This is a genomic window from Bradyrhizobium sp. CCBAU 51627, from assembly GCF_028128765.1.
Lineage (GTDB): Bacteria > Pseudomonadota > Alphaproteobacteria > Rhizobiales > Xanthobacteraceae > Bradyrhizobium.
The window spans coordinates 851,006-865,394 of the sequence record NZ_LBJG01000024.1 but is presented as its reverse complement, the minus strand read 5'-3'; the positions used below and the strand labels follow the sequence as shown (position 1 = coordinate 865,394).

The window sequence follows — 14,389 nt, the reverse complement described above, 5'->3', positions numbered from 1 at the left end:
TCGGGCTTTGCCGTCCGCCACGCGAGGGGCAACGTTCCCGGCTGACCGCTCTGAACACCAACAAAAGAGGAAGAATGTCATGAAGCCCCAAACTGTTCGCGCAGCAGCCAGCCTGCTGCTCGGACTTCTATTGTCCAGCACAATGTTCTTAGGTTCGGGGTCCGCGCAATCGGACTCCCAGCTCGCGGCGCGCGCCGGCGATGCGACAAATTCGGCCGCGGTGTCGGCTGATGTGTGGCTCGACGACTATAAATTCCGCGGCGGCGAGACGTTGGCTCGCCTCAAACTCCACTATTCGACGCTCGGCACACCGCACCTCAATGCCAAGGGTGAAATCGATAATGCCGTCCTTGTTCTGCATTGGACAGGCGCGGATAGCCGCGTGCTGCTGAGCCCGACTTTTCACGACGCACTGTTCGCCGACGGACGTCCGCTCGACGCGAGCCGATACTACCTCGTGTTTCCGGACAGCTTCGGTCACGGCCAGTCGAGCAAACCGAGCGACGGATTGAAAACGAAATTCCCCAAGTACGATTATGGAGACATCGTCGATCTCCAGCACAAGATCGTAACCGAGACTCTCGGCATAAAACACCTTCACGCAATTCTGGGCATATCGATGGGAGGCATGAACGCCTGGCAATGGGCCGAGGCCTATCCCGATATGATGGACGGCGTGATGCCTGTAGTTTCGCTGCCGATTGCCGTTTCGGGCCGAAACTTGCTCTGGAGGCGCATGGTAATTGACGCAATACGTTCCGACCCCGAATGGAACAACGGAAACTATACGGCCACTCCGCGCGGATGGATCTTGGGCTACAACGTTCTGCGCCTAATGATCGACAGCGCCTCCGCTCTTCAGCATGAAGTCCCGACGGGGCAAGCGGTGGATAAGTTTTTTAGAACCAACCAAGTTGCCGCCGAGCATGTCGACGCGAACGACATGCTCTATTCGCTCGGATCATCATTCAGCTACGATCCTGAGCCAGAACTATCGAAGATCAAGACGAAGCTCTTCGCCCTCAACTTTTCCGACGACGAGTTCAATCCCTCCGAGTTGCGCGTTCTCGAAAAGTCGGTGCCAAAGCTCGAACAAGGGCGTTACCTGGTTCAAGAGGGCACAACATCATCGCCGGGCCATTTAACCATGACACGGCCCAGTTTCTGGGCCCAGCATGTCGCCGAGTTCATGCACTGGCTCGGAGATAAACCAACGACGGATTGACCGTCAGTGCGCAGATGACCGCGCATCGGCAGTGCCGGGCGATTCCGCCCATCAGAAAAGCATGTCGCAAAGGAGACTTTCATCAAGTTCTTTTTTCGAATTGACTGCCAGCTGCTAAAGATGTTCTATCGTGCAACCTCCCGGTCCGGTCCAGGTTGGCGAGGCTATGGACACGGACTACTAGACCGGCTGCTAAAAAAGCAGCCGGTTCTTTTTTGGTGAGACTCTCGCAAGATCCCTAAACCAAAAGCTTCCGTTGACGCGCGGTTTATGATGAAGGCCAGGCTCGTCTCATTATTCGGGACAGCTCTTTTTCGCTGAGCTTGAGGCGAAATACGCGCGACTTCGATCGGGGATAATGCTGGCCAGGCGAAGCGCTCAGCATCGAAGGCAGCACGCTGAAACCGAGCATTTTTCCGTCCGGGCCGACTTCCATCGGATCGAGGCGGAACGCTTCCGGCGAAGCGAGTCCATCTCCCTCGTTGTCACCTTTCCAACCTACTCGAGCGAGCGCCGCCGTGACCTGGCGATCACGCGGGGGACACTTAAGGATATCGATTGCTGATCGATAGGCGAGAGCTGCCGCTGCCACATCGTCGACAAGTTGACGGGCAGATATCTCAGCGTGGGATATGACGGCTCTCAGTACCCTTTCTCGAACATCCTCATGTCTGAGAGCGATGGCAGCCAAGCCGAACAGCGCATCGAATATCCTTATCGCATGTCTGGACGCGCCGAGCGCGCGCACATAGGACTCGATCATGGCGGGCCCGAACGCGGCCGCTGATTTTGCCCCGGCCGCCGCCAGCCAAACCGTGCGCTCTCGCGTGAATCCGAGGCTCGGGGTCCATTCTTCTTGGCAAGCCCCGGGCGCGGCCATCTCGGGCATGGCAGTGGCGTCGCTGCTCATGAGCGTGAGATGTGCCATGATATGACTTATCTCGTAGTACCGTTGCACGACTTTGCTTGAATAGAGGTCATCGTAAGCCTCCACTCTTGCTGGTTCCCGCAGTTGGTCCAGGCTCGCGAGCAAGCCGGCACCGAGCGCGTATGAAAGCCCTTCGACAAGAGCGGACCATCGGAAGACGGACTGAAATTCGGATCTCGAGGGGTATGCGCCCGGAGTTATCATTGGCGCGAGTAGTTCTGCGGCGTGATCTCGGCTCTTCACCGTCAGGAGCTGCACTTGGCGCATGAGGTCCGCAGGTAGCAGGGCGTCCATGTCCTCGCCATTCGCAGCATCGTACATGCGGACCGGACGTAATCTTCCGGATGGTTGGATCTCGATGCCGGCCGTAGCGTTCGGAAGCTTCATGATAAGAGGCTGCTCGTGTCGGCCCGCTGCAGCTCGGATGTTTTCAACGACCGTCGGATCGATCTCGATAGCAAGTCCGATCGCCAATGCGTCGACCATTCGCGTCAGATCGAGCGACATGTGTGCCGCGATTGGCGACGTGGCAATGTAACGACTTGCCTCTTTCTTTCGATCTCGCCGCAAGATTTTCTGATCTCACCTCCGTCATCGAGCAAAGAGCGACCGTGCCTTTGCCTCGGAATGAAGACTTCCAGGATATAGGTGCGCGGGTTCTCACGATAATTGATGCTCTCCGGCGGCTAAGCGCAGCTGCGAATTTGAACCACCACCTCTTCAATAATGAATAGGCGCCGACGAGTGACGGATCGGGACGGGTCCGTTCGCGATGAAGACAAGTTCGAGCCGGCCCGGCCCGAAATCAAGATACCTGGCCGATCCTCCGCGGAGTGCGTTCCACAGTCGTGCTTGACTTGACAAGTTCAATTTTAGAACTTACCGAACACTTCTCACAAGGGGTAGTAAAGTCGATGAAAATTCTTGTGCCGGTAAAGCGGGTCGTCGACTACAACGTCAAGGTCCGCGTCAAGGGCGATGGATCGGGCGTTGAACTCGCCAACGTCAAGATGTCGATGAACCCATTCGACGAAATCGCGGTTGAGGAAGCGCTGCGCCTGAAGGAAGGCGGCAAGGCCACAGAGGTCGTGGTCGTCTCCATCGGTCCGGCGCAAGCGTCGGAAACGATCCGCACCGGTCTCGCCATGGGCGCCGATCGCGGCATACTGGTGAAGGCCGACGGCAATGTCGAACCGCTCGCGGTCGCCAAGATCCTGAAGAAGGTTGCTGACGAAGAGCAGCCGGGCCTGATCATCCTGGGCAAGCAGGCGATCGACGACGACTCGAACCAGACCGGCCAGATGCTGGCCGCGCTGCTCGGCTGGTCGCAGGCGACCTTCGCCTCCAAGCTCGAGGTCGAAGGTTCTGACTTTAAGGTCACCCGCGAAGTCGACGGCGGCCTGCAGACCGTGAAGCTCAAGGGACCGGCGATCGTCACCACCGATCTGCGTCTCAACGAGCCGCGCTACGCCTCGCTGCCGAACATCATGAAGGCGAAGAAGAAGCCGATCGCGGAGAAGGCCGTCGCCGACTACGGCGTCGACGTCGCCGCGCGCCTCGAAATTCTCAAGACATCGGAGCCACCGGGCCGCAAGGCGGGCGTCAAGGTCAAGGACGTCGCCGAGCTGGTGTCGAAGCTCAAGAACGAAGCCGGGGTGATCTGATGACGACGCTGCTCATTGCTGAACACGACAACGCGTCGCTGAAGGACGCCACCAACAAGGCGCTGACGGCGGCCGCCGCGCTCGGCGCCGACGTCCATGTGCTGGTCGCCGGCCAGAGCGCCAAGCAAGCGGCGGACGCCGCCTCCAAGCTCACCGGCGTGACCAAGGTGCTGCTGGCCGAGGGCGATGCTTACGCCCACGACCTCGCCGAGCCGCTCGCCGCTCTGGTCGTGTCGCTGGCCTCCGGCTACGACGCCTTCGTGGCGCCCGCGACCTCGCGCTTCAAGAACGTGATGCCGCGCGTCGCGGCTTTGCTCGACGTCATGCAGGTCTCGGAGATCATCAAGGTGGTGGCGTCCGATACCTTCGAGCGTCCGATCTACGCCGGCAACGCCATCCAGACGGTGAAGTCGAAGGACGCCAAGAAGGTCATCACGGTCCGCACCTCCACCTTCGCGGCTGCGGCCGCGGGCGGCAGCGCACCGGTCGAGAACGCCTCGGCCGCGGCCGATCCGGGCCTGTCGACCTTCCTCAGTGAGGAAGTCGCCAAGAGCGACCGTCCCGAGCTGACCTCGGCCAAGATCATCGTTTCCGGTGGTCGCGCCATGCAGAGCCGGGAGAACTTCGCCAAGTACATCGAGCCGCTGGCCGACAAGCTGGGTGCCGGCGTCGGCGCCTCGCGCGCGGCGGTGGACGCTGGCTATGCACCGAACGACTGGCAGGTCGGCCAGACCGGCAAAGTCGTGGCCCCCGAGCTCTATGTCGCGGTCGGCATTTCCGGCGCGATCCAGCATCTGGCCGGCATGAAGGACTCCAAGGTGATCGTCGCGATCAACAAGGACAAGGACGCGCCGATCTTCCAGGTCGCCGATTACGGGCTGGTCGCGGACCTCTACCAGGCGGTTCCGGAGCTGACGGCCGAACTCGGCAAGTAGTGGAGTGGCGGAGGCCATACCGCCTGTCCGGCGCGCCAAATGTGACCCGTACCTACTCGGCAATTTCAACCGCAAGCGCCGTCCAGGGCGGCGACATGGAGGAGATCGATGAGCACTGTCGTAAGCCTGAAGTCCCACGACGCCGTAGGCATCGTCACGATTGATAGCCCTCCAGTCAATGCGCTCAGTGCAGCTGTACGCGGCGGCATTTTGGACTGTGTCCGACAGGCTATCGCCGACCCCACCATTCAGGCGATCGTGTTGACCTGCGCCGGACGGACCTTCATTGCCGGAGCCGACATCACCGAGTTCGGCAAGCCTCCGAAGAAGCCGGGCCTCGATGAGGTCCTGACCGCGATAGAGAGCAGCCCTAAGCCCGTAATCGCTGCAATCCGCGGGACTGCTCTCGGTGGGGGCCTCGAGGTCGCCTTGGCATGTCATTTCCGGGTAGCGGACAGGAATTCGAAGCTTGGACTGCCGGAAGTCAAACTGGGGCTCTTGCCCGGTGCCGGCGGAACGCAGCGTCTACCGCGAGCCGTAGGCCCCGAGCTTGCCGCCAAAATGATCATCGGAGGCGCCCCCATTGGAGCCGTCGAAGCGTTTCAGAACGGATTGATAGAGGAAGTGGTCGAGGAGGCGTCGTCCGGCGGCAAAGCTTTTGCTCGAAAGATTCTCGCGGAAGGACGTCCGGTCCGGAGGCTGCGCGACGACGACACCAAACTCGCCGCGGCACGAGCGGACCGCTCCGTATTTACGGGAGCCGTGGCCGCGATCACCAAGAAAATGCGGGGAGTGGAAGCCCCATTTGTCGCTGCCGACGCGATCGGTCATGCACTGGATCTCCCGTTCGATCAGGGCCTGAAAAAAGAACGAGAATTGTTTCTGCAATTGATGGCGAGCGATCAATCCAAGGCTCAACGGTACGCGTTCTTCGCTGAACGAGAAGCGGCGAAGATCGCGGGCGTCGACGCCGGGACCAAGCCTCGGTCGATCGACCGCGTGGCGATCGTTGGAGCCGGCACCATGGGTGGGGGAATCGCGATGTCTTTCGCGAACGCCGGCATCCCCGTCATACTGGTCGAAACCGGGAAGGAACAGCTCGATCGCGGCTTGGGCATTATCGGAAAGAATTATGAGGCGACCGCTGCTCGCGGCGGCATTCCTGCGGATGCCCCCGCCAAGCGCATGTCGCTCATCAGCGGAACTGTCGGCCTCGAGGGTATCGGGCAAGCAGACCTCATCATTGAAGCCGTGTTCGAAACCATGGCGGTCAAGAAGGAGGTCTTCCGACAGTTGGATAAATTCGCAAAGCCAGGCGCCATCCTGGCCACCAATACGTCCTTCCTAGACATCAATGAAATCGCCAAGGAAACCACACGCCCCCAGGACGTGCTGGGCATGCATTTCTTCAGCCCGGCCAATGTCATGAAGCTCTGTGAGATCGTTCGGGCCTCGGCCACAGCGCCCGACGCGCTCGTAACCGCCGTTTCACTGGCGCGAAAGATCGGAAAGGTGCCCGTAGTCGTCGGCGTGTGCGATGGCTTCGTAGGCAACCGCATGCTCATGGCCAGGCAGCGGCAGGCCAGTCAGCTGCTATTCGATGGAGTACTTCCACAGCAGGCCGATGCTGCTCTTACCAAGTTCGGAATGCCGATGGGGCCCTTTGCCATGGGAGACCTCGCGGGCCTGGATATCGGCTGGCGTTCGCGGAAGGACCGTGGCATCAAGTCGGAGATCGAGGACGCCCTTTGCGAGGCCGGTCGTTTCGGGCAAAAGACGGGAAAGGGCTTCTTCCGTTACGAGGACGGCTCGCGGGCTCCCCTGCCCGATCCCGAGGTCGAAAAGCTTATCGATCAGACCTTGAAGCGTCTTGGGCGGAAGCGCCGCTCGGTAAGCGATGAGGAAATCCTTGAGCGAACGACCTATTCGATGATCAACGAAGGTGCTCGGATCCTTGAAGAAGGAATTGCGGCTCGGGCAAGCGATATCGACGTTGTGTGGCTCTATGGCTACGGATGGCCCGTCTATCGCGGAGGTCCGATGTACTACGCCGACCACGTCGGGTTGAAGAAGATCGTCGATAGGCTTTCGTACTATGCGAGAGAAGCAAACGATCCTTCGCTCGAGCCTTCTCCGCTGCTGAAGTCATTGGCCGATCAGAACGCGAAATTCACCTGATCTAACCATCCGAGGAGCGAGCTTACGGGCCCATCTCGCCTTAACTCTGTCGTCGGCTAGGCCCCGATCGTGTTTCATAAAGAGAAACGCGCGTTCGGGGCCAACCCGACCTGATAGGCACGGCGCGAACCGGCGACCGGGCACGAGGATAAACGCATACTGCCGTGTCTTGTCGGTTTGGAATGTCTTATTCCACCGTGTTGGGCGTTCGGCGCGTGCCAGCCGACGTTTTTTTGCGCCAATTCTTTATGAACCCGACGAACACTTGAAGCGGCAATGGAGTTTGGCGACGGCTCGGATGATAAAGGAAGATGCCCGGTAACGTGTAATCCCAGCCGGGAAGTACGCGCACCATCCGTCCGTCGGCGAGATATGGCTCGACTATAGGTTGGGGCAGGTACGCCAGTCCGACGCCATCCAGCGCCGCCTCGAGCAAGAAGTCGAGATCGTTCGCAATCAGCGAGCCCTCCACCGGGACTTCGACGCGTTGGCGATCCTTGTTCAACGTCCATTGCTGTATAGAATTGTCCCCCGGCAACCTGTACTTGAGACAGTTATGACTGTGGAGATCGTTAGGAGTCGATAGCGGAGAATGGCGTCCCAAATACTCGGGAGCGGCGACGACAAGCAACGGGAAGTCATCAAGGACACGCACGATCTTCATGTCGCGCTCTACTCTGTGCCCCGCTCGAATACCAGCATCAAATCGGTGTTTCACGATGTCGAGGTTCGCATCATCGAGAGCCAATTCGAGTCGAACGTCCGGATACTCGGCTAGGAATGGCCTTATCAGGGGCGCCAATCCCCTCATGCCGAAAGATCGCGATACCACCAGACGTAGGGTACCCATCGGCTTCTCGCGAAATAGATTGATACTTTCGAGCGCTTGGTCGACGCCTTCGAGGACCGGCAGTACTTCGGCCAACAGCCGTTCTCCAGCCTGCGTAAGCGCAACGCTGCGGGTCGTGCGGTTGAAAAGTCTGACTTCCAAATTCTCTTCCAGCGACTTTATCGTCTGGCTGATGGTTGGCAGGGCCATCCCGAGTTGGAGCGCCGCTTTCGTGAAGCTGAGATGCTCAGCCACTGTGACGAATGCAGTGAGTTCTGCGAGCTGAACGCGAGCCATTGTTTGTAAAAGCCAAATACCCCGTTTCTACTGACCTATATTATCAAAGCGGAAACATCCACCCAAATGCATGAGCATCAGAGCTCGGCATGCCGGCGCTTCGCGCAGCTCGGCTCCGGACGTCAGGGCGATATTTGTTCATCCGAATGCAGGCTTCCATGTCCGAAACGCAAACATTTCATCTCACCGGCAATCGGAAGCGGACCGCCGCCCGCATCGCATCCGGTCTGAATTCCAATCGACGCTGGATTCGCGCGGCGAGCACTGCCACGGTTCTCTTGCTGGCGGGAACCTGGATTTGGATGGAATCCGGGATGGGCTCCTCCCATCTGGTTTCGACGGTAAACGCTCGCATCAATGTCGAAACGACTTCCGGTACGGCTTACGCAATCGCCTACTTCGAAGATCAACAACCCGGCAAAATCAATGTTGGACAGCCCGCTACCGTCGACATCGACTTGTTGGCGGATCATACGTTTCATGGTCACATTGTCGAGGTATCGGAGAAGCGTTCTGAGGCAAGAACGCTGATTTCCGGGCAGGACAGCGCAAGCATCGGAAAGACGGTTGTCGCGGTAAAGATCGCGTTCGATGAAGCCGTGGACTCGGTGGCGTTGCTCCCCGACGCATCGGTGCTTCTGACCATCGATACAGAAGCGAAACACGAAGGGTTCGCCACTAACCTCTCCCACCGTTGCGCATGCCTCAGCAGGCCCCCTATTGACGCCTTTAGGGCGACAAATCCGGTGGATTGAAATAGGCGCCTACATACGGACGGTCTTGCTGCTCACGTTCGCCGATCGGCAGCGCGGCAGCAAACCGATTCAGCTTTAGTCATGCCATGAGTCCCTAGCCGAGGTGGCATGCCACGTTTGTCGTGCTATGGCGAGCCCAAGAGCCGTTGTAGCTGCCGACGAACTACGCCAAGCATCGTTTCAGAAGCCGTCGGCTTCGCGTCTCTCAAAGCTCGCGAAATAGCGAGTGCTCCGACCATCGCTGCGGCAGCGAAAAGTGAGAGATCCCGAGTGTCCGAGTTCGATCTGCCGGTAGCTTTCAGCCCATTTCTGATTAGGACCACGAATCCATCGAACCCATTGGCGAACTCCTCTTGGATAGTTTCATCTTGCTGAGAGATCTGCGAGACCAGCGCAGCCATGGGGCAGCCGCTCTCCGGGTAATCCCGGTGCTGCATTGATAGATATTGGCTCAACAAGTCATCAAGGCTCAACTTGGAGAAGTCCGAATGACATTGGCGGAAGCTCTCCGCGAGAGCTTCCGACGACAGCGCCTCTTTCGAAGGAAAATGACTGTAGAGCGCACCATGAGTAAGGCCTGCGGCTTTAGCGACCTCTCCCACGGTCATGGCCCCGAAACCGCCTTTGCGCATCCGCCTGGATGCGACCTCGACGATTGAAGCTCGGTTTTCGGCCGCTTGGGCTTTCGACACTTTCATTTTTGCTGGCTCGGCCGTTCATCGGGTCCTTGACATCCAAAGATTACGTACGCAATTAAAGCATTCATTGCAAATGCAATGATTAACGGCGCTTGCCTAAGTGCTTGTCGGCGCTTGCGCGGAATTTGGAGATCGAAAATGAAGGTTGAAGGTTCAGTCGCCCTGGTGACCGGTGCGAACGGCGGAATCGGGCGAGCTATCGTCGAGGAGTTGCTCAAACGTGGCGCCTCGAAAATCTACGCGGGAGTGCGCGATACGAGTTCGGCAGAGGCGCTGTTCAAGGGCCAGCCGCGTGTGATTCCGGTCCAACTGGACGTAAGCAAGCCCGACCAGATCGCCAAGGCGGCAGCGACGGCACCCGATGTGACCTTGCTCGTGAACAATGCAGGATTTTTCGGAGGCCACGGCGCATTGTCTGTGAACGACCTTGCGATGGCGCGCCAAGAGATGGAAGTAAACTATTTCGGCCCCTTGGCTCTCGCTCAAGCATTCAAGAACACGCCCGCGCTGAGAGGAGGCGCAGTGATCAACATCTTGAGCTTCCTGGCCTTAGCGACCATCCCTCTGGCAGGGACCTATTCAGCTTCGAAGGCGGCGGCACTATCTTTGACGCGAGTCCTCCGAGCGGAATTGAAGACCCGTGGATCTCAGGTTTTGGCGGTATTGCCGGTGCAGGTCGATACACCGCTCGGAAAGTCCATGCCGGACCCCAAGCTGAAGCCCAGTGAAGTTGCGATCCATACTCTGGACGCTCTCGAGGCAGGGCAGGACGAAGTCTTTCCGGGTGCGCTTTCCGAAGGCGCCGCAACCGCCTTCAAGGCGGACCCGGCGGGATTGCAGGCGAAGTTGGCCACCATGGTCCACGCTATCGCCTAGATCTGAGGCGGCCCAGGCACCGGAGGGCTTGGGCCGTTCATTTTTCCCGGATAGTTACTTGAAATTTAGTAGCTACTCTGGCAGCTTAGGCTGGCGTAGCTGTTGCTTGGGGTAGAGCACTGCTCCCTATCACGGCTGAAAATCTCCTCGTCTCCGGAGATGAAGTTCAGGAGGAACCGATCCTGCTGTCGCGGAGTCGGGATCTCCTCAACTCTTGGCATCAGACCATCACATCTTCAAGAATCGGATCCTTACATGCGACGAATAGTGGTCACAGGAATGGGGCTGGTGTCTCCGCTCGGCTGCGGTACAGGGGTGGCATGGCCTCGGCTGCTTGCTGGCAAGTCCGGGCTGACCATCCTGCCCGAGTGGGCTTCCTCGCTTCCGGGGAGAGTTGCCGGGCTTGTGCCGACCAAAGAGGATGACGTCGATGGCGGCTTCGATCCCGATCTGACCATTCCGCCTAAAGAACAGCGGAAAATGGATCGGTTCATTCACTTCGCGTTGGTCGCCGCTGCGGAGGCGATCGCTCAAGCCGGCTGGTCTCCTGCGGACGAACTTTCTTTGGAGCGAACGGCGACGATCATCGCTTCTGGAATCGGCGGATTTCCGGCGATTGTCGAAGCGGTCCGGACTACCGATCAACGTGGCATCCGGCGCCTGTCGCCGTTCACCGTACCGTCCTTTCTGGCAAATCTCGCCGCTGGCCACGTTTCGATACAATATGGCTTCAAGGGGCCAATCGGCGCCCCGGTAACGGCGTGCGCCGCCAGCGTACAGGCGATCGGCGACGCCGCGCGGTTAATCCGCTCGGGCGAGGCCGACGTGGCGGTCTGCGGGGGTGCTGAAGCTTGCATCGACCTGGTCAGCCTCGGAGGGTTCGCGGCGGCCCGCGCAATCTCAACCCGCTTCAACCACCGGCCTTCGCAAGCGTCCCGCCCTTTCGATCGTGACCGCGACGGATTCGTCATGGGCGAAGGAGCTGGAATTTTGGTGATCGAAGAGCTCGAGCACGCCCAAGCCCGCGGGGCGCGGCCGATCGCCGAACTGGTAGGCTACGGAACTTCCGCTGACGCTCATCACATCACCTCGGGTCCTGAGGACGGCTCTGGCGCCCGGCGAGCCATGGAAGCAGCTTTGCGGCAGGCCGAACTTTATCCGCGCAACGTGCAGCACCTCAATGCTCACTCGACCTCCACCCCTGTGGGCGACATCTCCGAGCTCGCTGCCATCAAATCCGTTTTCGGAGCCCACGGCGGCATCGCCGTGAGCGCGACGAAATCGGCAACCGGTCATTTGCTGGGTGCCGCAGGAGGCGCCGAGGCCATCTTCGCGATACTCGCACTCCGAGACCAGATAGCTCCGCCCACGCTCAATCTGGAAAATCCCGACGACGCCGCGGAGGGCGTCGATCTCGTCGGACCAAAGGCCCGAAGGATGATGATGGATCACGCGATCTCGAATGGATTTGGATTTGGCGGTGTGAACGCCAGCGTCATTTTCAAACGTTGGTAGAGGCGGCCTCGGAGCTCTTACGTTTCTCTTCGCCCTAACAAGTCGGCCCGGACCCGGTCGGCCTAATGGGCCATTTCCTTCATCGCGCCCTCGAGCCCCTCGATCGTGATCGGGAACATGCGGTTGGCAAAGATGCGGCGGATGATGGTGGTCGATTCCGAATAGTCCCAATGCTTCTGCTGCACCGGATTGAGCCACACCGCATGCGGATAGGTGCGGACGATGCGATCGAGCCAGACCGAGCCCGGCTCCTCGTTGACGTGCTCAACCGAGCCTCCCGGCACCATGATCTCGTAAGGCGACATCGAGGCGTCGCCGACGAACACGACCTTGTAGTCGTGCGGATATTTGTGCAGCACGTCCCAGGTCGGCGTGCGGTCGGTGAAGCGCCGCTTGTTCTGCTTCCACACGCCTTCATAAAGGCAGTTGTGGAAGTAGAAATAATCCATGCGCTTGAATTCGCTCTTCGCCGCCGAGAACAGCTCCTCGACCTGCTCGATATGCGAATCCATCGAGCCGCCGATGTCGAAGAACACCAAAAGCTTGACCGCGTTGCGCCGCTCCGGGCGCATGACCACGTCGAGATAGCCATGGTTGGCGGTCTCGCGGATCGTATGGTCGAGGTCGAGTTCGTCCGGCGCGCCGGTGCGCGCGAATTTGCGCAGGCGGCGCAGCGCCACCTTGATGTTGCGGATGCCGAGCTCGACATTGCCGTCGAGATCCTTGAACTCGCGCTTGTCCCACACTTTCACGGCGCGGTTGTTGCGGTTCTTCTCCTGGCCGATGCGAACGCCTTCGGGATTGTAACCATGGGCGCCGAACGGCGAGGTGCCGGCGGTGCCGATCCATTTGCTGCCGCCCTGGTGGCGACCCTTCTGTTCTTCGAGGCGCTTCTTCAGCGTCTCCATGAGCTTGTCCCAGCCCATGGCCTCGATCTGCTTCTTCTCTTCCTCGGTGAGGTATTTTTCGGCGAGCTTCTTCAGCCACTCCGCCGGAATCTCCGCCTTCTCCATGGCGTCGAGCAGGCTTTCCAGCCCCTTGAACACGGTGCCGAAGACGCGATCGAACTTGTCCAGGTTGCGCTCGTCCTTCACGAGCGAGGCGCGCGACAGGTAGTAGAAATTCTCGACCGTGTAGTCCGCGAGGTCGGCGTCGAGTGCCTCCATCAGCGTGAGGTATTCGCGCAGCGTCACGGGGACCTGCGCATCGCGCAGTGAAGTAAAGAATTGCAAGAGCATGATCGATGGATCGTCCTGGGGATGCCGGCAAAGTATCTCGGTTCTCACGGCGTCCGATCGACAAAGAAGAATAAGCACACCTCAACGATGAATAGCGGGCGCAGTATCCTTTAGCGCTCCTGTTCGAACCGAGGATCTCGGTCATCAGGACCGTATCGAAGAGATTGAAATCATGGGGCTTTGATCGGCAGCGACCGAGGCTGGCACCGTTAGCATACGGCTTCGCCGGTTTTGCGCTCCCCTCGTTAAACCGTTATTCGCGACGGACGGCGGTCGGCATGACCGGTAGAGACTTGATTCCGCTCTCGCGCTGCCGCTATTCAGATCAGCCTTTGCGTATTGCAATTCAAGCAAGTCGAATGCCCATGAAGTTCACCGGAACGAAAAACTACGTTGCGACCGACGACCTCAAGGTCGCTGTCAATGCCTCGATCGTGCTCGAGCGGCCGCTCCTCATCAAGGGCGAGCCTGGCACCGGCAAGACAGTGTTGGCCGAGGAAGTGGCGAAGGCGCTGAACGCGCCGCTCCTGACCTGGCACATCAAGTCCACCACCAAGGCGCAGCAGGGCCTCTACGAATACGACGCGGTGTCGCGCCTGCGCGACAGCCAGCTCGGTGACAGCAGGGTCTCCGACATCAAGAACTACATCAAGCGCGGCAAGCTGTGGGAGGCCTTCACCGCCGAGCAGCGCCCGGTGCTGCTGATCGACGAGATCGACAAGGCCGACATCGAGTTTCCGAACGACCTGCTGCTCGAGCTCGACCGCATGGAATTCCATGTCTACGAGACCGGCGAGACGATCAAGGCCAAGCAGCGCCCGATCATGATGATCACCTCCAACAACGAGAAGGAACTGCCGGACGCGTTCCTGCGCCGCTGCTTCTTCCACTACATCAAGTTCCCCGATGCCGACACGATGGGCCGCATCGTCGACGTCCACTTCCCCGGCATCAAGAAGCGCCTGGTGGAAGAAGCGCTGCGTATCTTCTTCGAGGTACGCGAGGTGCCCGGCCTGAAGAAGAAGCCGTCGACCTCGGAGCTGCTGGACTGGCTCAAGCTCCTGCTCAACGAAGACATGAGCGTCGAGCAGCTGCGCGAACGCGACCCACGCAAATTGATCCCACCGCTCCACGGCGCGCTGCTCAAGAACGAGCAGGATGTGCATCTGTTCGAGCGACTGTCATTCCTTAGCCGGCGAGAGGTCTAGCGGCAGATTTTCGAGCCTTGAGGCACGCCGGATTTTGTGTCGC

12 protein-coding genes are annotated in these 14,389 nt (G+C 59.5%); 8 read left to right on the top strand and 4 right to left on the bottom strand.

The features are described from left to right. Nucleotides 1-79 precede the first annotated feature (79 nt). Entirely contained in the window at nt 80-1,225 is a 1,146-nt protein-coding gene (locus XH88_RS18900) for an alpha/beta fold hydrolase (RefSeq protein ID WP_271669759.1), read from the top strand. Between the two features lie 268 nt (nt 1,226-1,493). On the opposite strand, the gene XH88_RS18895 is transcribed toward XH88_RS18900, so the two are convergent. Then, nucleotides 1,494-2,660, bottom strand: coding sequence for a hypothetical protein (locus XH88_RS18895; RefSeq protein ID WP_271669758.1), 1,167 nt, complete (start codon nt 2,658-2,660; stop codon nt 1,494-1,496). Between the two features lie 407 nt (nt 2,661-3,067). On the opposite strand from XH88_RS18895, the gene XH88_RS18890 reads away from it, so the two are divergent. The 3 genes from XH88_RS18890 (at nt 3,068) to XH88_RS18880 (ending at nt 6,930) form a co-directional block, all read left to right on the top strand. Next, entirely contained in the window at nt 3,068-3,817 is a 750-nt protein-coding gene (locus XH88_RS18890) for an electron transfer flavoprotein subunit beta/FixA family protein (protein ID WP_271669757.1), read from the top strand. Further along, nucleotides 3,817-4,752, top strand: a complete 936-nt coding sequence (locus tag XH88_RS18885; RefSeq protein ID WP_271669756.1) for an electron transfer flavoprotein subunit alpha/FixB family protein — start codon at nt 3,817-3,819, stop codon at nt 4,750-4,752. Before XH88_RS18890 ends, XH88_RS18885 begins: the two co-directional genes overlap by 1 nt. Before the next feature lie 108 nt (nt 4,753-4,860). Continuing rightward, nucleotides 4,861-6,930, top strand: a complete 2,070-nt coding sequence (locus XH88_RS18880; protein ID WP_271669755.1) for a 3-hydroxyacyl-CoA dehydrogenase NAD-binding domain-containing protein — start codon at nt 4,861-4,863, stop codon at nt 6,928-6,930. 187 nt (nt 6,931-7,117) lie between these two features. Here XH88_RS18880 and XH88_RS18875 read toward each other — a convergent pair whose 3' ends face one another. Beyond that, nucleotides 7,118-8,056, bottom strand: a complete 939-nt coding sequence (locus tag XH88_RS18875; RefSeq protein WP_271669754.1) for a LysR family transcriptional regulator — start codon at nt 8,054-8,056, stop codon at nt 7,118-7,120. Nucleotides 8,057-8,214: 158 nt separating this feature from the next. Here XH88_RS18875 and XH88_RS18870 point away from each other — a divergent pair, with 158 nt between their 5' ends. Further along, nucleotides 8,215-8,811: a hypothetical protein gene (locus XH88_RS18870; RefSeq protein WP_271669753.1), complete on the top strand. Its 597-nt coding sequence runs from the start codon at nt 8,215-8,217 to the stop codon at nt 8,809-8,811. A gap of 125 nt (nt 8,812-8,936) precedes the next feature. On the opposite strand, the gene XH88_RS18865 is transcribed toward XH88_RS18870, so the two are convergent. After that, nucleotides 8,937-9,509, bottom strand: coding sequence for a TetR/AcrR family transcriptional regulator (locus tag XH88_RS18865; protein WP_271669752.1), 573 nt, complete (start codon nt 9,507-9,509; stop codon nt 8,937-8,939). Nucleotides 9,510-9,647: 138 nt separating this feature from the next. Between XH88_RS18865 and XH88_RS18860 the strand changes: the two genes are divergently transcribed. Next, nucleotides 9,648-10,385, top strand: coding sequence for an SDR family NAD(P)-dependent oxidoreductase (locus XH88_RS18860; RefSeq protein ID WP_271669751.1), 738 nt, complete (start codon nt 9,648-9,650; stop codon nt 10,383-10,385). A 255-nt stretch (nt 10,386-10,640) separates the two neighbouring features. Further along, complete coding sequence (gene fabF / locus XH88_RS18855) at nt 10,641-11,900, top strand: beta-ketoacyl-ACP synthase II (RefSeq protein ID WP_271669750.1); 1,260 nt, start codon at nt 10,641-10,643, stop codon at nt 11,898-11,900. A 62-nt stretch (nt 11,901-11,962) separates the two neighbouring features. On the opposite strand, the gene XH88_RS18850 is transcribed toward fabF, so the two are convergent. Then, entirely contained in the window at nt 11,963-13,138 is a 1,176-nt protein-coding gene (locus XH88_RS18850; protein ID WP_271669749.1) for a vWA domain-containing protein, read from the bottom strand. A 365-nt stretch (nt 13,139-13,503) separates the two neighbouring features. Here XH88_RS18850 and XH88_RS18845 point away from each other — a divergent pair, with 365 nt between their 5' ends. Next, nucleotides 13,504-14,346 (top strand): AAA family ATPase, encoded by an 843-nt coding sequence (locus tag XH88_RS18845; protein ID WP_271669748.1) that lies wholly within the window; start codon nt 13,504-13,506, stop codon nt 14,344-14,346. Nucleotides 14,347-14,389: the final 43 nt, after the last annotated feature.